Source organism: Curtobacterium sp. 314Chir4.1 (assembly GCF_900215175.1).
GTDB lineage: Bacteria > Actinomycetota > Actinomycetes > Actinomycetales > Microbacteriaceae > Curtobacterium > Curtobacterium pusillum_A.
In genome coordinates this window covers 503,505-525,955 of the sequence record NZ_OCMI01000004.1, presented here as the reverse complement: position 1 = coordinate 525,955, position 22,451 = coordinate 503,505, and the positions used below count along the sequence as shown (strand labels likewise).

20 protein-coding genes and 1 tRNA gene are annotated in these 22,451 nt (G+C 70.7%); 13 read left to right on the top strand and 8 right to left on the bottom strand.

What is annotated here, in order from left to right:
- The first annotated feature begins 87 nt into the window (after positions 1-87).
- Complete coding sequence (locus CRP27_RS15345) at positions 88-1,515, top strand: APC family permease (RefSeq protein WP_097181461.1); 1,428 nt, start codon at positions 88-90, stop codon at positions 1,513-1,515.
- A complete protein-coding gene (locus CRP27_RS15340; RefSeq protein WP_097181460.1) occupies positions 1,512-2,888 on the top strand; it encodes an NAD-dependent succinate-semialdehyde dehydrogenase in 1,377 nt (458 codons plus the stop codon). The genes CRP27_RS15345 and CRP27_RS15340 overlap by 4 nt, the downstream gene beginning before the upstream one ends.
- A gap of 10 nt (positions 2,889-2,898) precedes the next feature.
- On the opposite strand, the gene CRP27_RS15335 is transcribed toward CRP27_RS15340, so the two are convergent.
- From CRP27_RS15335 to CRP27_RS15330, 3 genes are all read right to left on the bottom strand, one after another.
- A complete protein-coding gene (locus CRP27_RS15335) occupies positions 2,899-3,582 on the bottom strand; it encodes a DUF6766 family protein (protein ID WP_097181459.1) in 684 nt (227 codons plus the stop codon).
- Between the two features lie 15 nt (positions 3,583-3,597).
- The gene (locus CRP27_RS18295) at positions 3,598-3,756 is read right to left on the bottom strand and encodes a hypothetical protein (RefSeq protein ID WP_176505633.1); all 159 of its coding nucleotides are present in this window, start codon (positions 3,754-3,756) and stop codon (positions 3,598-3,600) included.
- Between the two features lie 108 nt (positions 3,757-3,864).
- Positions 3,865-4,599, bottom strand: a complete 735-nt coding sequence (locus CRP27_RS15330; RefSeq protein WP_097181458.1) for an SDR family NAD(P)-dependent oxidoreductase — start codon at positions 4,597-4,599, stop codon at positions 3,865-3,867.
- Positions 4,600-4,677: 78 nt separating this feature from the next.
- Here CRP27_RS15330 and CRP27_RS15325 point away from each other — a divergent pair, with 78 nt between their 5' ends.
- Entirely contained in the window at positions 4,678-5,253 is a 576-nt protein-coding gene (locus CRP27_RS15325) for a TetR/AcrR family transcriptional regulator (RefSeq protein WP_097181457.1), read from the top strand.
- A 45-nt stretch (positions 5,254-5,298) separates the two neighbouring features.
- Here the strand turns inward: CRP27_RS15325 and CRP27_RS15320 are convergent, their stop codons facing one another.
- From CRP27_RS15320 to gabT, 3 genes are read right to left on the bottom strand one after another with little or no spacing between them, the layout of a single operon-like run.
- On the bottom strand, positions 5,299-6,669 hold the full coding sequence (locus tag CRP27_RS15320) for an NAD(P)/FAD-dependent oxidoreductase (protein ID WP_097181456.1): 1,371 nt from the start codon (positions 6,667-6,669) through the stop codon (positions 5,299-5,301).
- On the bottom strand, positions 6,666-8,222 hold the full coding sequence (locus tag CRP27_RS15315) for an NAD-dependent succinate-semialdehyde dehydrogenase (protein ID WP_097181455.1): 1,557 nt from the start codon (positions 8,220-8,222) through the stop codon (positions 6,666-6,668). Before CRP27_RS15315 ends, CRP27_RS15320 begins: the two co-directional genes overlap by 4 nt.
- A complete protein-coding gene (gene gabT / locus CRP27_RS15310) occupies positions 8,219-9,580 on the bottom strand; it encodes a 4-aminobutyrate--2-oxoglutarate transaminase (RefSeq protein ID WP_097181454.1) in 1,362 nt (453 codons plus the stop codon). Before gabT ends, CRP27_RS15315 begins: the two co-directional genes overlap by 4 nt.
- Positions 9,581-9,672: 92 nt before the next feature.
- On the opposite strand from gabT, the gene CRP27_RS15305 reads away from it, so the two are divergent.
- Together CRP27_RS15305 and CRP27_RS15300 are read left to right on the top strand one after the other, a co-directional pair.
- A complete protein-coding gene (locus CRP27_RS15305; protein WP_097181453.1) occupies positions 9,673-11,235 on the top strand; it encodes a PucR family transcriptional regulator in 1,563 nt (520 codons plus the stop codon).
- Between the two features lie 9 nt (positions 11,236-11,244).
- Positions 11,245-11,862 carry a TetR family transcriptional regulator gene (locus tag CRP27_RS15300; protein ID WP_097181452.1) on the top strand — a complete coding sequence of 206 codons (618 nt, stop codon included), beginning with the start codon at positions 11,245-11,247 and terminating at the stop codon, positions 11,860-11,862.
- Here CRP27_RS15300 and CRP27_RS15295 read toward each other — a convergent pair.
- The gene (locus CRP27_RS15295; RefSeq protein ID WP_097181451.1) at positions 11,845-12,543 is read right to left on the bottom strand and encodes an NUDIX domain-containing protein; all 699 of its coding nucleotides are present in this window, start codon (positions 12,541-12,543) and stop codon (positions 11,845-11,847) included. The two genes, CRP27_RS15300 and CRP27_RS15295, sit on opposite strands and share 18 nt — an antisense overlap.
- Positions 12,544-12,632: 89 nt before the next feature.
- On the opposite strand from CRP27_RS15295, the gene CRP27_RS15290 reads away from it, so the two are divergent.
- On the top strand, positions 12,633-13,046 hold the full coding sequence (locus tag CRP27_RS15290; protein WP_141399786.1) for a hypothetical protein: 414 nt from the start codon (positions 12,633-12,635) through the stop codon (positions 13,044-13,046).
- 59 nt (positions 13,047-13,105) lie between these two features.
- Here CRP27_RS15290 and CRP27_RS15285 read toward each other — a convergent pair.
- Positions 13,106-13,192: transfer RNA gene (locus CRP27_RS15285), tRNA-Leu, on the bottom strand.
- Positions 13,193-13,278: 86 nt separating this feature from the next.
- On the opposite strand from CRP27_RS15285, the gene CRP27_RS15280 reads away from it, so the two are divergent.
- The 7 genes from CRP27_RS15280 (at position 13,279) to pknB (ending at position 22,415) form a co-directional block, all read left to right on the top strand.
- Positions 13,279-13,959 carry a DUF3662 and FHA domain-containing protein gene (locus CRP27_RS15280; RefSeq protein ID WP_079237613.1) on the top strand — a complete coding sequence of 227 codons (681 nt, stop codon included), beginning with the start codon at positions 13,279-13,281 and terminating at the stop codon, positions 13,957-13,959.
- Positions 13,956-14,507, top strand: a complete 552-nt coding sequence (locus CRP27_RS15275; RefSeq protein ID WP_097181449.1) for an FHA domain-containing protein — start codon at positions 13,956-13,958, stop codon at positions 14,505-14,507. Before CRP27_RS15280 ends, CRP27_RS15275 begins: the two co-directional genes overlap by 4 nt.
- Positions 14,508-14,513: 6 nt before the next feature.
- Positions 14,514-15,866, top strand: coding sequence for a Stp1/IreP family PP2C-type Ser/Thr phosphatase (locus CRP27_RS15270; protein ID WP_097181448.1), 1,353 nt, complete (start codon positions 14,514-14,516; stop codon positions 15,864-15,866).
- Complete coding sequence (locus CRP27_RS15265) at positions 15,863-17,305, top strand: FtsW/RodA/SpoVE family cell cycle protein (RefSeq protein WP_097181447.1); 1,443 nt, start codon at positions 15,863-15,865, stop codon at positions 17,303-17,305. The genes CRP27_RS15270 and CRP27_RS15265 overlap by 4 nt, the downstream gene beginning before the upstream one ends.
- The gene (locus CRP27_RS15260) at positions 17,302-18,759 is read left to right on the top strand and encodes a penicillin-binding protein 2 (RefSeq protein ID WP_097181446.1); all 1,458 of its coding nucleotides are present in this window, start codon (positions 17,302-17,304) and stop codon (positions 18,757-18,759) included. The genes CRP27_RS15265 and CRP27_RS15260 overlap by 4 nt, the downstream gene beginning before the upstream one ends.
- Positions 18,756-20,501 (top strand): protein kinase, encoded by a 1,746-nt coding sequence (locus CRP27_RS15255; protein ID WP_097181445.1) that lies wholly within the window; start codon positions 18,756-18,758, stop codon positions 20,499-20,501. Before CRP27_RS15260 ends, CRP27_RS15255 begins: the two co-directional genes overlap by 4 nt.
- A 117-nt stretch (positions 20,502-20,618) precedes the next feature.
- Entirely contained in the window at positions 20,619-22,415 is a 1,797-nt protein-coding gene (gene pknB / locus CRP27_RS15250; RefSeq protein WP_255257609.1) for a Stk1 family PASTA domain-containing Ser/Thr kinase, read from the top strand.
- The last annotated feature ends 36 nt before the right edge of the window (positions 22,416-22,451 follow it).

Genomic DNA, 22,451 nt, shown 5'->3' with positions numbered 1-22,451 from the left:
TCCCCCGTCCGACGCACCGTCGGTATGTTGCTCCGAACCGAACCGGGCACCGTCGCCCGGCCGAGAACGACAGGGAAGTCCACGCACATGGCATCACCCATCGCGGTCACCGCACCGGCAGCGCCGGCGCGCGGCGGCTCACTGAAGCGGAGCCTGGGCCTCTGGGCCATCGTCGGACTCGGGCTCGGGTACATGACCCCGACCGTGGTGTTCGACACGTTCGGCATCGTGTCCGGCCAGACCGACGGCGCCGTGCCGAGCGCCTACCTCATCGCCCTCGTGATCATGCTGCTCACCGCGGTGAGCTACGGGAAGATGGTCCGTGTCTACCCGGCGGCCGGGTCGGCGTACACGTACGTGCGGGAGTCGATCCACCCGAACGCCGGCTTCATGGTCGGCTGGGCCTCGCTCCTCGACTACCTGCTCCTGCCGATGGTGAACGCGCTGATCATCCGGCTCTACCTCGAGCAGGTGTTCCCAGCGCTGCCCGCCTGGGTGACGGTGGTGGTCTACACGCTGTTCGTCACGACGGTCATCTGCCTGTCGATGCGCGGCACCTCGAACCTCAACATGGTCCTGCTCATCGGAGCGATCCTCGCGATGATCGCGTTCGTGGTCTTCGCCGTGATCGAGCTCGTGCGCGGTGCCGGTGCTGGCACGATCGTCAGCGCGGAGCCGTTCGTGCACGACGGCGTGACGATGTCGGCGCTCCTCACCGGGGCGACCGTCGTGTGCTTCTCGTTCATCGGGTTCGACGCCGTCACGATGTACACGGAAGAGGCGAAGAGCATCAGGATCATGCCGAAGGCGATCCTGCTGACCGTCCTCATCGGCGGACTGATCTTCCTGGTCTCGGCGTACTTCGCGCAGCTGCGGTTCCCGACGAACGCCCCCTTCGGCGAGTTCACCGACGACCCGCTCCCCCAGATCGGCCTGCTGGTCGGCGGCAGGGTCTTCCAGGCGATCCTCGTCGCCGCCGGGTTCGTCGCCGCACTGGCGTCCGGCCTGGCCTCGCACGCGAGCGTCGCCCGCATGCTGCTCGTGATGGGCCGGAACAACGTGCTGCCGAAGAAGGTCTTCGGCTACGTCAGCCCGCGCACCAGGACCCCCATCCTCAACGTGATCGTCGTCGGGGCGGTCACCCTGCTCGCGATGACGTTCTCGCTCGACACGATCTCGTCGTACATCAACTTCGGCGCCCTCATCGCGTTCACGTTCGTCAACCTGACGGTGATCGTGCACTTCGCCTGGCGCGAGGGCCGCCGGCACACCGCCCGCGACCGCTTCACCTTCATCGTGCTGCCCGGCGTCGCGATGCTGCTCACCGGTGTTCTCTGGTCTCAGCTGCACGCCGACGCGCTCATCGCCGGCTGCGTCTGGGCCGCGATCGGCTTCGTGTACCTGCTCGTCATCACGAAGGGGTTCCGGATCCAGCCGAAGGGCTTCGACGAGAACCAGCCCGTCACGGGCGTCAACAAGCAGCTGACCGACCAGCACGCACAGGAGGAACGATGACCGACACCGCCACCGTCTACGCCGTCACCGACCCGACGACCGGCGAGGTGCTGACCACCTTCCCCACCATCACGGACGACGAGCTCCGCGCGGCGATCGACACCGCGGACCGGGCCCACCGCGCCGACCGCAGCACCGTCGCCGACCGGGCCGCCCTGCTGCACCGCGTCGCCGAGCTGTACCGGGAGCGTCGCGACGAGCTCGCGGCGACGATCGTGCGGGAGATGGCGAAGCCGATCGACCAGGCCGTCGGCGAGGTCGACTTCTGCGCCGACATCTACGACTACTACGCGGACCACGCCTCGGAGTTCCTGGCGGACGAGCCCATCACCCTCGCACCGGGCAGCGAGGGCAGCGCGTTCATCCGGAAGTCCTCGATCGGCGTGCTGCTCGGCATCATGCCGTGGAACTTCCCGGCGTACCAGATCGCCCGGTTCGCCGGCCCGAACCTGCTGATCGGCAACACCGTCCTGCTGAAGCACGCCCCGCAGTGCCCCGAGTCGGCCCTGGCCATCGAGCGGATCTTCCACGACGCCGGCTTCCCCGAGGGCGCGTACACGAACGTCTTCGCCACGAACGACCAGGCGGCCGACGTCATCGCCGACGCGCGCGTCCAGGGGGTCTCGCTCACCGGCTCCGGCCGGGCCGGCGCCGCGGTCGCCGAGATCGCCGGCCGGAACCTGACCAAGGTCGTGCTCGAGCTCGGCGGCTCGGACCCGTTCATCCTGCTCTCGACCGACGACCTGGACGCCGTGGTCGAGTCCGCCGTCGCCACGCGCCTCGAGGGCAACGGCCAGGTCTGCAACGCCGCGAAGCGGTTCCTCGTCGCCGACCACCTGTACGACGACTTCCTGACGAAGTTCACCGAGGCGATGGCCGCGGTCGCGCCGACCGACCCGACGACGCCCGGCGCCGAGCTCGGGCCGCTGTCCTCCCCTGCGGCAGCCGACCGACTGCAGGAACAGCTCGACGCCGCGACGGCGCAGGGCGCGACGGTCGTGACCGGCGGCGAGCGCCGGGGCAACGCGTTCACGCCGACGGTCCTGACGGGTGTCACGCCCGACAACGACGCCTACCGCGAGGAGTTCTTCGGCCCGGTCGCCGCCGTCTACCGCGTCGAGGACGAGGACGCCGCGATCACGATCGCGAACGACACCCCGTACGGGCTCGGCTCCTACCTGTTCACCACGGATGCCGAGCAGGCACTCCGGGTCGCGGACCGCATCGAGGCGGGCATGGTCTACGTGAACATCGTGGGCGCCGACAGCCCCGAGCTCCCGTTCGGCGGGGTCAAGGCGAGCGGCTTCGGCCGCGAGCTCGGCCCCCTGGGGGCCGACGAGTTCGTCAACAAGAAGCTGATCCGCATCGGTTGACGATTGCGGCTCAACCGCCCGTCTCGGCGTGCGGAGCAGCGACCGGCTTCGACTGGCTCGATCCGCGCTGCCGGAGCCACACGGTTGCGACGACCATCACGGAGATCACCAGGAACTCGGACTGCCAGTTCTGCATGGACTCGAACCAGAACTGGCTCGTCCCGAGGTACTGCCAGGCGGTGACGACTGCGGCGCCGTGCTCCGCCTGCTCCTCGTTGTACGCCGCCGCCCCACCGATCACGTGTCCGACGACACTGCTCGCGAACAACACCGCGAAGAGCAGCAGGAGCGAGTTCTCGTAGAGCTTCAGGACGATGCCACCCTGCCGAACCGGCCGAGGCGCGCGCGGGTCACGAGAACGGTCACGAGGGTCGGCATCCTGGGGGGCGTCGCCGTCGAGCGTCTTCGACTCACTCGAGCCCTTCTGGAACAGGAACGTGGTCAGCACCACGTACGAGCCCATCTGCAGGAACTCGCTCTCCCAGTTCTCGAACGTGGCCTCGGCGAAGTCGCCGCTGGTGAGGAAGCCCCACAGGCCTTCCGCCGCCTGCCCGTGCAGCACTGCATCGTGGTCCGAGACCCGCCATCCGGCGAACACCATCCCGGCGAAGCAGAGCAGGAACACCAGCGCGTTCGCCAGGAAGAGGCCGTTCCGGCGGAGCCACGACCACTCGTCTGGACGTCTCCCCGGCATCGTCGGACTATCGACCTACTGCGGGTCGGCCGGCTCACCGCCGGAGTCGTGGTCGCTGTCCTTGGCCGGATCCTCCGTGGCGTCGCCGGACGGCGACCCGTCCGGCAGGTCCTCGGTGTACTGCCGCTCGGCGTCGGTCGGCTCGCTGCTCCCCGTCGGGGTCGTGTCGCTCATGGCCGGGACGCTACGCGCAGGTCGCGCCACGTCCGTCCAGGCGGCCGGTGACGGACTGGAGGCGCGGTGCGGGCCGGCACCGCGCCTCCAGTCCTTCCGTGGGTCGCGTCAGACCGCGGTCCGGCCGCCGTCCACCGGCAACACCGCGCCGTGCACGAACGACGCCGCGTCGGTCGCGAGGAACACGATCGCCTCGGCGATCTCCGCGGCCGAGCCAGGCCGGCCCGCAGGGCCGGCTGCCGCGAGCTGATCGAGGCTCTCCCCCATCGCCGCCGTGCCCTCGGTCCGCGTGGGCCCGGGGCTCACGGCGTTGACGCGCACGCCCGACGGGCCGAACTCTGCCGCCCACGACTTCGTCAGTAGGACGAGCGCCGCCTTCGTCGAGCCGTACAGGCCCATCCCGGCGGCACCGAACTCGGCAACCATGGTCGTGACGTTCACGATCGCACCCTCGCCCCGTTCGGCCATCCCCGGAGCGAGTGCGGCGACGAGGAAGTAGGGCGCCTTCACGTTGATGTCGTACACCTCGTCAAAACCCTCTGAGGTGGTGTCAGCCGTCGCGCCGAACGGGAAGACGCCGGCGCTGTTGACGATGACGTCCACCCGACCGTCCCCGATCTCGAGGGCCGCCGCGGCGAGCTCGTTCGCGCTCGTCGCGTCGCGCAGGTCCGCCTGGACGAAGTCGGCGGTGCCTCCCGCGGCTCGGATCGCACGCACGACCGCCGCCCCGCGCTCGGCATTGCGGCCGGAGACGACGACGTGCATCCCCTCGGCGGCGAGGCGTTCGGCAGTGGCGCGGCCGATGCCGCTGGTGGCACCGGTGATGAGGGCGGTCGTGGTCATGGTGGCCTTCCTAACTGAACAGATCGGTGTAGTTGAATGCGCTGGTAACTGTACAGATCGGTGCAGTAAAGTCAAACCATGCCCGAGACGACCCCGACGAGGACTCGACGACGTCCCGCCTACGAGCGCGCGGTTGCGACCGCCGACCGGCTCTTCTACGAACACGGCATCCAAGCGGTGGGGGTCGATCAGGTCGCCGCCGACGCGGGCATCTCGAAGGCGAGCCTGTACGCGCACTTCCGCACGAAGGACGACCTCGTCCTCGGCTACCTCCGCGGGCGCAGTCGGTCGTGGCAGGAGCACGTCGCGGCCGAGCTCCCGAAGCGGGGTGGCACGCCCCGTGAGCGCGTGCTCGCGGTGTTCGATCTGCTCGGCGAATGGTTCGACGAACCGAGCTACCGCGGCTGTCCGTTCATCAACGTCGAGGCGGAGTACGGCGCCGGCCACCCGACGCACGCGGTCACGCTCGAGCACCGCGACTGGGTCAGGACGCTCTTCGCGTCGCTGCTCGCCGAGACGGACGCAGCCGACGTCGACGGGACGGCGCTGCAGCTGTGCTTGCTCTACGACGGCGCGATGGCGAGCGCGCAGGCGGACCCGTCACGGCCCTGGGCGGCAGCGGCACGCGCGGCGGCGGCGCGCGTCATCGACTGACCGACACGTCTGTCCGGGCGACCGGGTGACGGCCTGGAGGCGGGTCTACCGCACCGCCGGCTGCGGCAACGAGGCGAGGATCTCCGCGGCCGCTTCGCGGCCCATCCGGACCGCCCCGTCCACGTGCTGGTACCCGTGCCCGGCGAGGTCGCTCGACGCGAACCGGATGGGTCCGACGGCCGCGCGCTGGTCGGCCCCGTACCGGACGAGACCGCCGAGGTCGAAGCTCGCCGCGTACGCGCCCCGGGTCCACTCCTCGGTGCCCCAGTCGCTCTCGTAGTAGACGACCGGTCGGAGTGCCTCGTCGCCGTAGTAGTGCGCGAGCGATGCGAGCACGCGCGCCTTGCGCTCCTCGGCGCTCAGCGCGAAGACGTCGTCGGCGTGCACGTCCGAGACGAACCCGACGAGGGTGCCCTGCTCCGAGCCGTGGGAGGTGTTGTCGTACGCCTCGTGGACGAGCTCGTAGGGGCTGAACGCCGTGCCGGACAGGCCCGCTCCGCGCCAGAAGGGCCGGTCGTAGACCGCGTGCACCTTGATGACGAAGCCCATCGACAGGTGCTGGTGCAGCTGGTGCTGGCGGCGGGGCAGCGGCGGGTCGTAGGAGATGCGCGAGTACAGGGGCGGCGGCACGGCGACGAGCGCCTGCCGTGCCCGGACCTCGATGCCGCCGTCCGCGATGGCGACCACGCCGTCGTCGTCCCAGCGCAGGGTGCGCACCGGCGCGTCCAGGTGCACGTCGTCGCCGAGGCGCTCCGCCAGGCGCTCGGAGACCTGCTGCATGCCGCCGACGACGCGCTTGTCCAGGATGAAGTCCGCGTCGACGAGGTTCGTGAAGCTGCCGGCGGATGCGGCCATGAGCAGCGCCTGCAGTGCCGAGAAGGCGTGCGCGGGCTTCGTGAGCATCGCGCCGGCGATGAAGAGCTCGACGTTGTCGGTGGCGACCCGGTCGTCGCTGAGCGTGTGCAGCCAGGCGCGGAAGGAGGTCTCGTCGAGTGCCGCGGCACCCGGCGCCTCCCAGGGGCGGGCCGGGTCGACCGTCGCCACGTACTCGTCGACGACGGCGACGAGCCGTTCGATCTCGGCGGCGGTGGCCTCGGGCAGCGGGAAGATGTCGCCGGTGTACTCGGTGCGGGTGCCGTGCTCGTCGACGTAGACGCTGGAGCCCTCGCGGTAGCGGTCGTACGTTGCGAGACCGAGTTCGTCGAGGGTCTCGAGCAGGGCGGTCTGGTCCGGGGAGACCCACTGGCCGCCGATCTCGAGCGTGACGCCCTCGATGTCGTTCGTCCACGTGCGGCCACCGACGCGGTCGCGGGCCTCGAGCACGGCGACGGTCCGGCCCTCGGCGACGATGCGGTTCGCGGCGGTGAGTCCGGTCACGCCGGCGCCGATGATGACGACGTCCTTCTCGATGGTCATCGCTGCGTTCCCTTCGTGCGCCCGAACGGGTCGGGCGTCAGTGTGTACATGGTCTCGAGGTACTCGGCGATGCCCTCACCGCCGCCCTCCCGACCGAGGCCGGACTGCTTCACCCCGCCGAACGGGGCGGAGGCGTTCGACACGACGCCGGTGTTGAGTCCCAGCATGCCCGTCTCGAGCCGCTCCATCAGCCGCTGCCCGCGAGCCGCGTCGGACGTGCAGGCGTAGCCGACGAGACCGTACTCCGTGTCGTTCGCGGCCGTCACGGCCTCGTCCTCGGTGCGGAACGTCCGGATCGCCAGGACGGGCCCGAAGATCTCGTCGCGGAGCAGCTCGCTGCCGGGTTGCACGTCGGTCAGGACGGTCGGTGCGTAGAAGGTCCCAGGCCCCTCCACGGGGTGTCCGCCGGTGCGCAGGACGGCACCGCGCTCGACGGCGTCGGTGACCAGGCGGTGCGCCTTGTCGACCGCGCGCTGGTCGATCAGCGGGCCGATGGCGACACCGTCCTCGGTACCGCGACCGACGGGCATCGCCTCGACGCGCTCGGTGACCCGGCGGGCGAACTCCTCGGCGACGTCCTCGTGCACGAGGAACCGGTTCGCCGCGGTGCACGCCTGCCCGGTGTTGCGGAACTTCGCGGCGAGGGCTGCGTCCACCGCGAGGTCGAGGTCGGCGTCCTCGAACACCAGGAAGGGGGCGTTGCCGCCGAGTTCCATGCTCGTCCGCAGCACGGTCTGTGCGGCCTGCGTCAGGAGCGTCCGGCCGACCGGCGTGGACCCGGTGAAGGACAGCTTCCGCAGGCGCGGGTCGGCGATCAGCGGCTCGGACAGCGCGACCGCGTGCGTGGTCGGCACGACGTTGACGACACCCGCCGGCACACCGGCCTCGAGCAGCAGGTCGGCGAAGAGCAGCGTGGTGAGCGGGGTGAGCTCGGCCGGCTTCACGACGACGGTGCACCCGGCGGCGAGCGCCGGCGCGATCTTGCGGGTGGCCATCGCGAGGGGGAAGTTCCACGGCGTGATGAGGAACGCCGGACCGACGGGCTTGTGCGTGACGATCGCCCGGCCGGTGCCCTCGGGGTTGGTGCCGTAGGACCCGCCGATGCGGACCGCTTCCTCGGAGAACCAGCGGAGGAACTCGCCGCCGTACGTGACCTCGCCACGGGCCTCGGCGAGCGGCTTGCCCATCTCGAGCGTCATCAGGAGCGCGAACTCCTCGCGACGGTCCTGGAGCAGGTCGAACGCCCGGCGGAGGACCTCGGCACGCCGGCGCGGCGGGGTGGTCGCCCAGCCGTCCTTCGCCGCGTGCGCGGCGTCGAGCGCCCGCCGGCCGTCGTCCACGGTGGCGTCGGCGATCCGCAGGAGCGTCTCCCCGGTGGACGGGTCGACGACGGGGAACGTCGCGCCGTCGGCCGCCTGCTGCCAGGTGCCGTCGACCAGGAGGCCCGTGGGGACCCGGTCGAGCACGGCCTGTTCGGCGGCTGGTCCGGTCGCGTCGGGGACGGCGGGCCACGCGGTGGCGGTCGCCGTGGTCGTGGGTGCCGTGGTAGTCATGCGGTTGCCAGACCTTCCAGGACGACGTCGAGGCCCTCACCGAGCAGCGCGTCGTCGATCGCGAGTGGGGGGAGGAAGCGCACGACGTTGCCGTGGGTGCCGGCGGTCAGTGCGATGACGCCGTGCTCGTACGCGTACCGCACGACCGCGCCGGTGAGTCCGGGGTCCGGGTCGCCGGTCGCGGGGTCGACGAGTTCGATCGCGACCATCGCGCCGCGCCCGCGGACGTCGCCGATCCGGGGGTCTGATGCCTGGGCGGTGCGGAGCCGGTCGACCAGGAGCGTGCCGATCGCCTCCGCTCGCCCGACGAGTCCGTCGTGCTCGAACGCGTCGATGGCGGCGAGCGCGGCGGCGCAGGCCACCGGGTTGCCGCCGTACGTCCCGCCGAGGCCGCCGACGTGGGCGGAGTCCATGATCTCGGCGCGGCCGGTGACCGCGGAGAGCGGCAGCCCCCCGGCCATCCCCTTCGCGGTGGTCACGACGTCGGGGACGATCCCCTCGTGCTCGCTGGCGAACATCGCCCCGGTGCGGGCGAAGCCGGTCTGCACCTCGTCGGCGATGAACACGACGTCGTTCGCCGTGGTCCACTCCGACAGGGCGGTGAGGAACCCCGGTGCCGGGACGACGAAGCCGCCCTCGCCCTGGATCGGCTCGATGAGCACCGCGGCGGTGTTCTCCGCGCCGACCTGCTTCTCGATCTGGCTGATCGCGCGCTTCGCCGCCTCGGCGCCGGTGAGCCCGTCGCGGAACGGGTACGACATCGGGACGCGGTAGACCTCGGGGGCGAAGGGACCGAAGCCGTTCTTGTAGGGCTGGTTCTTCGCGGTGAGCGCCATCGTGAGGTTCGTGCGGCCGTGGTACGCGTGGTCGAACACGACGACGGCCTGCCGACCGGTGTGCTTCCGGGCGATCTTCACCGCGTTCTCGACGGCCTCGGCGCCGGAGTTGAACAGGGCGGTCCGCTTCTCGTGGTCGCCGGGGGTCAGGCGGTTGAGTGCCTCGGCGACGGCGACGTACCCGTCGTACGCGGTGATCGTGAAGCACGTGTGGGTGAACGCGGCGACCTGCTCCTGCACGGCGGCGACGACTCCGGGGTGCGCGTTGCCGACGCTCGTCACGGCGATGCCGGAACCGAGGTCGATGAGTGAGTTGCCGTCCGCGTCGACAACCACGCCACCGCCCGCGGCGACGACGGCGATCGGCACGGCGACGCCGACCCCGGCCGCGACGGCCGCGGACTTCCGCGCGAACAGCTCCTGCGAGCGCGGGCCGGGCACCTCGGTGACGAGCCGGCGTTCCTGGGGCAGCGAGGGGCCACCGGGGGCGGCGCTGATCGAGGGTGCAGCGGTGGAGGTCATGCGGCGATGGTAGGAGCGTCCGGTGTCGGGCCCCACTGTCCGCCGTGTACACCGAGGGTGGTTCCGGTCGACTCGATGGATAAGGTGCTCCCATGCCCGCGACGCTGCGATCCCTGCTCCACCGCGCCGACCTCCACCTCCGCCTGCTGACCAGCCCCGAGGCCGAGGCGCTCGACGCACCCCTGTCGTGGCTGCACAGCTCCGACCTCGACGACCCGACGCCGTTCCTCGCCGACGGACAGGGACTCCTGACCACCGGGAAGCAGTTCGGTGCCGAGACGGACGTGACGGAGTCGTTCGCCGTCGCGTACGTCGCCCGGCTGCGGGCCCGCGGGGTCGTCGCACTCGGGTTCGGCACCGAGGTCGTGCGTGCCGGCACCCCCGCACAGCTCGTCGCCGCCTGCGAGGCGTCCGGGCTGCCCTTGTTCGAGGTGCCGTACGAGACCTCGTTCATCGCCGTCGCCCAGGCGAACGCGGACGCCGTCGCGCGCGAGGCCAACGCCCGGAACGCGTGGGCCCTCGCCGCGCAGCGGGCCATCTCCCTCGCCGCGATGCGACCGGACGGCCTCGGTGCCACGATCGCGGAGCTCTCCCGGCAGCTGGACGGCTGGGTCGGGCTGTTCGACGTCTCCGGTCGTCTGGACCGCGGGTACCCCGACGACGGTGTCCCGGCGTCCGACCTGGACCTGCTCCGGACCGAGTCGCTCCGACTCCTCCGCGCCGGGCAGCGGGCCAGCCTGCCCGTGACGACCGAGCACCACACCGGGTTCACGCTGCAGACCCTCGGCAGCGGCGGACACCTCAGTGGCGTACTGGCCATCGCGAACGGCGGCGCACTCGACCGCGCCGGCCGGGAGGTCGTGACCGCGGTCATCGCCCTCGCCGGTCTCGCGCTGCAGCAGAACCGCGAGCTCGCACGGGCCCGTGGCCTGCTCCGGACCGGCCTGCTCACGATGCTGTCCGTCGGGGACCCGGCCGTCGTCGACACCACCTCGCGTGAGGTGTGGGGGCCGCTCCCCGCCGAGCCCGTGCGGATCGCGGCACTCGACGTCGCCGACCAGGACCTCGACACGGTGGTGGACCTGCTCGAACTCTGGGTGCAGGACCGCCCCGGCCGGCTGTTCTTCGCCGTGGACGACGCGCTCTTCCTCTGCGTCGGCGCCGACGACACCGCGGTCGTCGAGGAACTCGTCAGCCGGTACGACCTGCACGCCGGGCTCTCGGACGGTGCGTCGTACCCGTACTTCGGGAGGGCCCGCACCGAGGCCGTCCAGGCACTCGACCGTCGCCGCGAAGGGCGCCCAGGGATCACCGAGTTCGGCGACCTCGCCCGCGACGGCGTCCTCGCCCACCTCGCCCACGTGGACGTCGACGCCCGCGCCGTCGCCCGCGCGGTGCTCGCTCCCCTGCTCGACCACGACCGCACCGCGGGCACCGAGCTCACCAGGACCGTCCGGACCTGGCTCGAGCAGAACTGCGAGTACGACCGGACCGCGCAGGAGCTCGGTGTCCACCGGCACACCGCCCGCGCCCGGATCGAGCACGCCGGACGGCTCCTCGAGCGGGACCTCTCGGTGTTCGCGACCCGTGCGGACCTCTGGGCGGCCTTCGTCGTCGAGGGCGGTCCCGGAGCCGGGTCGACGGTGTCCGCCTAGGCTGGACGCGTGCCGACCACACCGACCCGACGGCGCCTGAGCCCCGCCGAGCGGGAGGCCCAGATCGCCGACGCCGCGATCGCCGTCGCCCGCGCCGACGGACTCGCCGCGGTCACCCTGCGCGGTGTCGCCGCCTCGATCGGGGTCGCCCCGTCGCTCGTCGCGCACTACCACCCGGCGATGGAGGACCTCGTCGGCGAGACCTTCCGCGCGATCGCCGCAGCCGAGGTCGCCGAGGTGGCCGCGATCGTGGCCGACGTGCACGGCCCTGCCGCCCGGCTCGGCGCGCTGCTGTCCTGCATCGCCGACCCGGACCGTGACGACGTCGCCGCGCTCTGGGCCGACGCGTGGAGCATCGGCCGGACGAACGCCGTGCTCGCGGCGGCGGCCCGCGACGTCATGGACGACTGGCAGCGACTGGCGACCGGCATCGTCGTCGAGGGGGTCCGGGCCGGTGTCATGCGCGTGGACGACCCGGACGCGGTCGGCCGCCTGCTGTTCGCGCTCGTCGACGCCACGAACGGGTACGCCCTCGTCGACTACCTCGACCGGCCCACCCGCGAGGGGCTCGTCCGCACGACGATCGCCCGCGCGGTCGACCTCGACGCCTCAGCCCTCACGTCCTGACCCCGGGTGCGGTGCCGGGTGCAGCGCCACCCACTGCAGCAGCATGATCGTCTTGCCGTCGGCGATGCGGCCGTCGTCCACCATCGCGAGCGCCTCGACGAGCGGGAGCTCCAGGACCTCGATGTCCTCACCCTCGTCCTCGATCCCCCCGCCGGCGTCGACGCGGTCCGCCGGTCGGTACGCGCCGACGTAGCAGTGCACCCGCTCCGTGACCGAGCCGGGGCTCATGAACGCGTCGTGGACCAGCCGCACGTCCCCGAGCCGGATGCCGAGCTCCTCGGCGGCCTCCCGGCGCACGGCGGTCTCGGGGTCGTCCTCGTCGAGGAGCCCCGCAGCCGCCTCGACGAGCATCCCGTCGGGGTGACCGTTCACGTACGCCGGCCAGCGGAACTGCCGGGTGAGCAGCACGGTGCCGCGCTCGGCGTCGTACGGCAGCACCGCCGCGCCGTTGCCGCGGTCGTAGGTCTCCCGCTGCTGTCGGTCCCAGCGGCCGTCTCGCCGGCGGACGTCGAGGGTCGTCCGGCGCAGCACGTGCCACCCGTTCGAGACCACCTCGACGTCGCGGACGACCACGTCCGGGTTCCGGTCCAGGTCCCGGCCGACGGCATCGAGGCCGGTCCGGCCGCGATCGTCGGGCACCGTCGTGCCGGGCCGTGGGTCCGTCGTCCGTACATCGTCCACGGCCTCAGGCTAACGCCCGCCGGGGGCGACGGAGCCGCCGCGGGTACGCTCGTCACGCCGCTGCCGGGAGCGGCGGAGACGGGGACACGATGACCACGACGGACGACCTCCGACGGACACGACCGAGTCGACCACGGGTGGTGACGATCGCCGTCGTGCTCTGGGCGGTGTGGCTGGTGGCCGGGGTGCTGTCCACCGTCCTGGTCGCGACCTCCGACGGCCTCGCGGGCGTCGGCGGCGTCCTCACGATCGCGCTGTCCCTCGTGATCTGGGCGGTGGTCGCCGCGGCGGTCGTCCTGCTCCTCCGTGGTTCCGCGGTCGCGCGCACCGTGCTCGTCGCGGTCGCCGCTCTGCGTGCCGTCCTGAGCATCTCGGAAGGCGGACCGGCCACGGCGCTCATCCTGCTGTCGGTGGTGGCCGCCGTCCTGCTCTTCCTGCCCAGCGCACGCCCGTTCTTCCGGCGAGCCGACGCTGCGGGGCCGAGCCGCGCCTCCAGGCAGTGACGTCCAGCAGGGACGCAGAAGGCCCCCGGATTCCTCCGGGGGCCTTCTGCGTCTTCGCTTGGTGCGCGAGGGGGGACTTGAACCCCCACGCCGTTTCCAGCACACGGACCTGAACCGTGCGCGTCTACCAATTCCGCCACTCGCGCCAGCCCGAGAACACTACCACGCACAGACGGTGCCAGACGCCAACCACTACCATGCAGAGGTCGACGACCGAGAACACTGGAGACCCATGGGCCTGTTGGACAGCTTCGAGCGAGGGCTGGAGCGCGCCGTGAACGGCGCGTTCGCGAAGACCTTCCGCTCCGGCGTGCAGCCCGTCGAGATCTCGAGCGCACTCCGCCGAGAGCTCGACACGAAGGCTGCCGTGGTGTCCCGCGAGCGGATCCTCGTGCCGAACGAGTTCACGGTGCGCCTCGCTCCGCCGGACTTCACGCGCATGAACGACGTGGGGCGTCCCCTCATCGACGAGCTGTCACAGATGGTGCAGCAGCACGCCGTCGCGCAGAACTACTCGTTCTCCGGCCCGGTGACGATCCGGCTGCAGCAGGACGGCACGCTGTCGACGGGCATCCTGCAGATCGACTCGACGACGGTGCAGCGCGACGTCGCCTGGGTCGCAGTGCTCGACATCGGTTCGCAGCGGCACAAACTGCAGCGCGGACGCACCGTCATCGGCCGCGGAACGGACGCGGACATCACCGTCGCGGACACCGGCACGAGCCGCAAGCACGTCGAGGTCATCTGGGACGGCAAGCACGCCCAGGCCAACGACCTCGGGTCGACGAACGGCTCGAAACTGAACGGTGAGCGCTTCCAGCAGGCCATCGTGGAGCCGGATTCGACGATCGAGATCGGTCGTACCCGTATGGTGTTCCGGGTGATCCCCGAGAACGACGGAGGTACCAGGTGACCACAGGGCTGACCCTGCTCGTCCTGCGCTTCGCGTTCCTCGCGGTGCTCTGGCTGTTCGTGTTCGTGATCGTCTTCGCCCTGCGGAGCGATCTGTTCGGGCAACGCGTGCGCACCATCCCCACCGATCCGAAGGCCGGCGCGTCCGGTCCGACGACACCTGCGGTGCCGGCAGCAGCGGCGCCGGCTCCGGCATCCAACGGCGCGTTCACGGATCTCATCGGAAAGCCTGCAGCGGGGCAGCAGTCCGCCACGCCGGTCGCGACCCGTCTCGTGATCACCGAGGGCTCGCGCGAGGGCATGGAGATGCCGCTGGGCGGCGGCCCGATCACGATCGGGCGCTCCAGCGAGTCCAACGTCGTGATCCGTGACGACTACACCTCGACCAACCACGCCCGCCTCGACCTGCGCGCCGACGGCTGGCTCCTCACCGACCTCGAGTCCACGAACGGCACCTTCGTCAACGGTCAGAAGGTGACCGTTCCCGTGACCATCGCAGAGCGGACGCCGATCACGATCGGGACGACGACGTTCGAGCTGCGGCGGTAACCCGGGATGACGGCTCGCACGCTGAGCGCCGCTGTGTCCCACGTCGGACGCATCCGCGCGAACAACCAGGACTCCGGCTACGCCGGGCAGCACCTGTTCGCGGTCGCGGACGGCATGGGCGGCCACGCCGGCGGTGACGTCGCATCGGCGATCGCGATCCGTCGCATCAGGGAGGTCGACCGGGAGTTCCCGTCGGCCCACGACGCCGAGTTCGCCCTGCAGTCGGCGTTGATCGCGGCGAACCAGCTCATCACCGAGACGGTGTTCGAGCACCAGGAGCTCACCGGGATGGGCACCACGGTGTCCGCGATGATCCGCGTCGGCGACCAGATCGCGATCGCGCACATCGGTGACTCCCGGATCTACCTGCACCGCGACGGCGAGCTGCGGCAGATCACCTCGGACCACACCTTCGTGCAGCGCCTCGTGGACAGCGGCCGCATCACCCCGGAGGAAGCCGCCGTCCACCCCCGGCGCTCGGTGCTCATGCGCGTGCTCGGTGACGTCGACGCCGCACCCGAGGTCGACACCGCGATCATGGACATCCAGCCGGGCGACCGCTGGCTGCTCTGCTCGGACGGGCTCTCGTCGTACCTCGCCGAGGAACGCATCCGCCACGCCCTCGCGTCGAACATGGACGCGAACCAGGTCACGCAGCGCCTCGTGAAGGAGACGCTCGACCACGGCGCGCCCGACAACGTCACCGTCGTCGTGATGGACGTCACCGACTCCGAGCCGGGTGACGACGACGACGCGGCGACCACCGTCGGTTCCGCAGCGGCCCCGCTCACGTTCGAGGCGTCGACCGGCCGCAAGCCGATCCGCCTCCCCACGATCCTGCTGCACCCACTGAAGGTCACGACGGCCCCCGAGGACTCGCACTTCGAGCCGGAGTCGGACCAGTTCTTCGCCGAGCTCATCGCCGAGGACCGCCGGCGCCGGATCCGCCGTCGCATCTCGTGGACCATCGCGCTCGTCGTCGCGATCGCGGCCCTCGTCGGCGCCGTCTTCCTCGGCTGGCGCATCATCCAGGACCACTACTACGTCGGCACCGACCGCGGCACCGTCGCGATCTACAAGGGCGTGCAGCAGTCGATCGGACCGATCGCACTGTCGGACGTCTACGAGGACACCGACATCACCGTCTCGTCACTCCCCGACTACACGCGGGAGAACGTCCGCTCGACGATCAACGCGCAGTCGCTCGACGACGCGCGCGACATCGTGGACCGACTGCGCAAGGCGGCCGAGACCGGGCAGGACCAGGCCGGGACCGGCGGTGACGGCGGATCGTCGTCGCCGACGCCGACCTCGTCGCCCAGCGGCTCGCCGTCCGCGTCCCCCGGAGCGAAGCGATGAGCAACGCCACCGCCCAGTCCTTCACGCAGGCCATCACGATCAAGCTGCGTGAGCCGACGCGAGCCCGGAACCTCGAGCTCGTGCTGCTCGTCATCGCCTGCGGCATCTGCGCCGGGGCGATGGTCCTCGTGCAGCTCGGCACGAAGGGCAAGCTGTTCGACACCTCGGTGCTCTGGGTCGGTGCGGGCATCCTCGGACTGGCACTGATCATGCACGTGGTGCTCCGGATCGTCGCGAAGAACGCCGACCCGTTCATCCTGCCCGTGGCCCTCGTGCTGAACGGCATCGGGATCGCGGAGATCTACCGGATCGACATCCACAACGACCTGTCCGGGTGGTCGGCGATCGGCGTGAAGCAGATCGTGTGGACGATGCTCGCGATGGTCCTGGCGATCGTCACGGTCGTGCTCGTGCGGAACCACCGGTTCCTGCAGCGGTACCGGTACATCTTCATGTTCCTGACGATCGCGCTGCTGCTCATGCCGATGCTGCCGGGCATCGGGCTCAACGTGAACGGCGCCCGCGTCTGGATCAAGGTCGGCTCGTTCACCTTCCAGCCCGGTGAGCTCGCGAAGATCACGATGGCGCTGTTCTTCGCCGGCTACCTGGTGACGGCGCGTGACTCCCTGTCGATCGTCGGCCGGAAGTTCCTCGGGATGACGTTCCCGCGCGCCCGTGACCTCGGTCCGATCCTCGTCATGTGGGGCGCGGCGATGGGCGTCCTGGTGTTCCAGCGCGACCTCGGCACCGCCCTGCTGTACTTCGGCCTGTTCCTCGTGATGATCTACGTCGCGACGGCTCGGCTGGGCTGGGTCGTGATCGGACTCGTGCTCTTCGTCGGTGGCGCACTCGTGGCGCAGTCGGCACTCGTGTACGTGCACGGACGGTTCGAGCAGTGGCTCGACCCGTTCAACCAGGAGATCTTCACTCGCCAGACACAGGGCAGCTACCAGCTCGTCCAGGGACTCTTCGGCTTCGCGAACGGCGGGATCACGGGCACCGGCCTCGGCCAGGGTCGTCCGTACATCACCCCGGTCGCGAACGCGGACTACATCATCGCCTCGCTCGGCGAAGAACTCGGGCTGATCGGTGTGTTCGCGATCCTGGCGCTCTTCATCGTCCTGGCCTCCAGGGGCCTCCGCGTCGCCTTCATGGCGCAGGACGACTTCGGCAAGCTGCTCGGCGTCGGCTTCGGGTTCATCATCGCCCTGCAGGTGTTCGTCGTCGTCGGCGGCATCACCCGCGTCATCCCGGTCACCGGCCTCACGACACCGTTCATGGCGGCCGGTGGTTCGTCACTCGTCGCCAACTGGATCATCGCCGCGATGCTGCTGCGACTGACCGACGCCATCCCAGCCGAACAGCGCGTCCAGCAGGGCGCGATCCCCGCCGCGCGCGGCCGGAACGCGCGCGCGACCAGGAAGGAGCGCAGCCGGTGAACCGACAGCTCCGCGGTGTCTCGACCGTCATCGTGCTCATGTTCGTCGCACTCTTCGTGTCGACGACCTCGATCCAGTTCTTCTCGGCGGACTCGCTCCGTGCCGACTCCCGCAACTCCCGGACGATCCTCGCCAGCTACTCGACCAAGCGCGGCGCCATCCTCGTGAACGGCAGCCCGATCGCCGAGTCGACCCCGGTGGACGACCAGTACCAGTACCAGCGGAAGTACACCAACGGCGACCTGTACTCGGCCGTCACGGGGTACTTCACGATCGGCCAGGGCAACTCCGGGATCGAGGGCGCAGAGAACACCGTGCTCTCCGGCAACTCGGACGCCTCGTTCTTCCAGAACCTCAACGCGATCCTCACCGGGCAGGACGTCCAGGGCGACAACGTCAACCTGACGATCGACCCCGACGTCCAGAAGGCCGCCTACGACGCGCTCGGGGACAACACCGGTGCCGTCGTCGCCATCCAGCCGAAGACCGGCAAGATCCTCGCGATGGTGTCGAAGCCGAGCTACGACCCGAACACGCTGACCTCGCACGACACGCAGAACGTCATCGAGCAGTACAAGGCACTCGAGGGCAACGCGGCGAAGCCCCTGCAGAACCGTGCGATCGGCGGCGACCTGTACACGCCGGGATCGGTCTTCAAGCTCATCGTCGCCTCGGCGGCGCTCGAGGGTGGGAAGTACGACCTCGACTCCGAGTTCCCGAACCCGTCGCGGTTGCAGCTCCCGGGGACGAGCACGTACATCAACAACGCCGAAGGCGGCTCCTGCGGCGGTGGCGACACCGTGAAGCTCCGCACGGCGATCCAGTACTCGTGCAACATCCCGTTCGCGGAACTCGGGCAGAAGCTCGGCTACGACGCGATCAAGAGCATGGCGGACAAGTACGGCTTCGGCGACGCGATCGAGGTCCCGATGCGGGCCACCGCCAGCCAGTACCCCGACGTCAGCGACGACACCGCGCAGCTCATGCTCAGCTCGTTCGGTCAGGCCAGCGTCCGGGTGTCCCCGCTGCAGATGGCGATGGTCTCGGCCGGGATCGCGAACGGCGGCAAGGTCATGCAGCCGTCCCTCGTCGACTCGATCACCACGAGTGACCTGAAGACGGTCGAGTCCTTCTCGCCGAAGCAGTACAGCGACCCGCTCTCGGCCTCCGAGTCCAGCGACCTGACCGAGGCCATGCAGAGCGTCGTCAGCTCCGGGACCGGGACCAATGCCAAGATCAACGGTGTCGACGTCGCAGGGAAGACCGGCACTGCAGAGGGCGGTACCGGCGATCCGTACACGCTGTGGTTCACCGGGTTCGCTCCCGCGAAGGACCCCGAGGTGGCCGTCGCGGTCGTCGTCGGGAACGGCGGCGGACTCGGGCAGTCCGGAGTCGGCAACACGGTCGCGGCTCCGGTCGCGAAGAAAGTCATGGAGGCGGTGCTGAACAAATGAGACCCACCAGCGGACTCACCTTCGGTGGGCGGTACCAACTCTCGTCCCGCGTCGCGATCGGCGGCATGGGAGAGGTCTGGCAGGCCACCGACCTCGTCATCGGGCGGACCGTCGCACTCAAGATCCTCAAGGACGAGTACCTCGGCGACCCGGGCTTCCTCGAGCGCTTCCGCGCCGAGGCCCGTCACGCTGCGCTCGTCAACCACGAGGGCATCGCCAACGTCTTCGACTACGGCGAGGAGGACGGCAGCGCCTACCTCGTGATGGAGCTCGTCCCGGGCGAGGCGCTCTCGACCATGATCGAGCGGGAGCACACGCTGCCGGTCGACAAGGTCCTCGACATCGTGGCGCAGACCGCGAACGCCCTGCAGGCCGCCCACGCCGTCGGCCTGGTGCACCGCGACATCAAGCCCGGCAACCTGCTCATCACGCCGGACGGCCGCGTCAAGATCACCGACTTCGGCATCGCCCGCATCGCCGACCAGGTCCCGCTCACGGCGACCGGCCAGGTGATGGGCACCGTCCAGTACCTCTCGCCCGAGCAGGCGAGCGGTCACCCGGCGTCGCCCTCCACGGACATCTACTCCCTCGGCATCGTCGCGTACGAGGCCCTCGCCGGCCGTCGGCCCTTCACGGGCGAGTCGCAGGTCGCGATCGCGATGGCGCACATCAACGAGCAGCCGCCGGCCCTCCCTGGAGGCATCCCGGAGCCCGTGTCGGCGCTCGTGATGTCCTGCATCGCGAAGAAGCCCGCCGACCGCCCGGCGACCGCTGCGAACCTGGCCCGTGCGGCCCAGGCGCTGCGCCGCGGGGACGTCGCCGCGGCCACCGTCGCCGTGCCCGCCATCGCAGCGGGCGGCACCGTGGCGTTCAACCCGCCGCAGGGGCAGGGGAACGACGCCGCGACCGCGCTCATCGGGACCCAGGCCGGGGCAGTCGCCGGCGGACCGGTGACCCCGGGATCGCCCGTCGACGGCGACGACGAGGAACCGAAGAAGAAGCGCGCGTGGATCTGGTGGCTCGTGGGCGGGATCGCGGTCCTCGTCGTCGCCGGTGTCATCGCGGCCTTCGCGCTGAACGGTGGTGGCCAGCCGGACCCGACGCCGTCGCAGTCGACGCCCAAGCCGACCCGCTCGCAGACGCCGACGCCGAGCTCCACCCCGGTCGAGACGCGCGTCCTGGTGAACGCTTCGGACTACGTCGGTCTGTCGGTCACGGATGCCCAGGCGAAGCTGCAGCAGGCCGGCCTGACCTCCCGCGTGGAGGACGGTGACCCCGCTCCGAGCGCCGACAAGGCCAACACGGTCCAGTCGATCAGCCCGACGGGCAGCCTCGCGGCCGGATCGCTCGTCGTGCTCCAGCAGTACACGGCGCCGCCGACGGTGAACCAGCCGAACTCGGCGTCGCCGGGTGCCGTCTCCGCGACCGGTCAGGTGACGTTCTCGTGGGCGGCCGCGACGTGCCCGACCGGGTACACGGTCGCGTCGTACGCGTACACGATCACGGGCGGCAAGGACAGCTCGAGCCAGACCTCGGGCACGCTCGACGCCGACCACCGCTCGGTGACCGTGCAGATCGACGCCGTCGGTCAGTCCGCATCGCTGAGCTACACGGTCACCTGCGGCAACCTCACCGCGTCGACCCCGTCGGAGAGCGCTGCGAGCGACACCTGGCAGGCCACCGACGAGCCCACGGTCGACCCGACCGACGGCAACAACCCCAGCCAGGGGCCGCAGGACTGACCCTCGCACGGGGGCTCGCGACACCGTTGCGTAACGGTTCGGTCCGGGCCCCCGTGACCAGCGTCCCACCAGCAAGGCCTGCCGTACACTGGCCCGGACGGACATTCGGAGGAGTACGTGCCAGAAGGTGTGACCGCGGGGATCACCCTCCTCGCCAACCGCTACGAGATCGGTGACGTCATCGGTCGGGGCGGCATGGCCACAGTGCATCTGGGCAACGACACCCGCCTCGGACGCAAGGTGGCGGTGAAGCTGCTCAAGCCGAGCCTCGCCAACGACCCGGCGTTCCGCACCCGCTTCCGCCAGGAAGCCCAGGCCGCCGCGCGCATGGCGCACCCGACCATCGTCCGTGTCTACGACGCCGGCGAAGAGACGGTCACCGAGGCCTCCGGCGCCGAGGTGCAGGTGCCCTTCATCGTCATGGAGTACGTCGAGGGCCGTCCGCTCTCCGACATCATCGGCGACGGACCGGTCGCCCCGGACGAGGCCGTGCGCATCACCGAGGGCATCCTCACCGCGCTCGAGTACTCGCACCGCGCCGGCGTCGTGCACCGCGACATCAAGCCCGCGAACGTCATGGTCACGCACTCCGGCCAGGTCAAGGTGATGGACTTCGGGATCGCCCGCGCCATCACCGACACCTCGGCGACGGTGGCGCAGACCACCTCGATCCTCGGGACCGCCTCGTACTTCTCGCCGGAGCAGGCACGCGGTGAGACCGTGGACGCACGCACCGACGTCTACTCGACCGGTGTCGTGCTGTTCGAGCTGCTCACCGGTCGACCGCCGTTCCTCGGCGACTCGCCCGTCGCCGTCGCCTACCAGCATGTCAGCGAGCAGCCCGTCGCGCCGTCGTCCCTGGTGGCCGAGGTCTCACCGGCGCTCGACGCCGTGACCCTTCACGCCCTGGTGAAGGACCGGACCCGCCGCTACCAGAACGCCGCCGAGTTCCGGACCGAGCTGCAGCAGGCCGCTGCGGGTCACGTCCCGGCGTCGACCCGGAAGCTCCAGCACCAGGCCGCGAACGACGCATCGACGATGCTGTTCGGCGTCAACCCGCGCACGACGTCCAACCCGGCCGTCGCGTTCCGCGAGCTCGAGGACGACACGGCCGAGCACCGCCCGCAGCGCACACAGAACCGTCCGCCGGTGGCGTGGATCTGGGTCGGCATCATCCTGACCGCAGCCGTCATCGTCGCCGTGGTGTTCTTCGTCGCGAACCTACAGCCCGGCAAGGGTCCGGTGTCGTCGGTCAGCGTGCCGAACGTCGCCGGTGCGACCTGGGACTCCGCAGCGTCGGCGCTCGACAAGCACGACCTGGTCGCCGTCAAGGTGGAGGAGAACTCCGACGACGTCGAGAAGGGCACGGTCATCCGGACCGAGCCCGGTGCGGGGACGAAGGTCGGCCGCAGTCAGAACGTGCGCGTGATCGTGTCGCTCGGTCCGCAGCAGATCGCGGTCCCGGACCTCGCCGGCCAGGCGCAGGACGCCGCCGAGAAGACCCTCACGGACGCCGGGTTCACGGTCGGCGCGATCAACTCCGACTACTCGCCCGACGTGCCGGAGGGCACCGTCATGAGCACCGACCCCGCTTCGGCGTCGCAGCACGCCAAGGGCACCGTGGTGAACCTGACCGTGTCGAACGGCAAGGTCGAACTCCCGGACGTCACGCAGCAGCCGTTCTCGACCGCGAACGCGACGCTCGCCGGCCTCGGACTGACGGTGACGCCCGCGCCGGCATACTCGTGCACCGGTGGCACGGTGACGCAGCAGAGCGCGCCGGCCGGCGACATCGCCCAGGGCAGCACCGTGGTGCTCACCTACTGCGCCGCCTCGTCCCAGCCCACGCAGCCGCCCGCATCGGGCGGCGACACCGGCGGGGACGACGGTGGCGACGGTGGCGACGGGCAGTGAACTGACGGCGTCCTGACGGATGCCGCGGGTCGGACC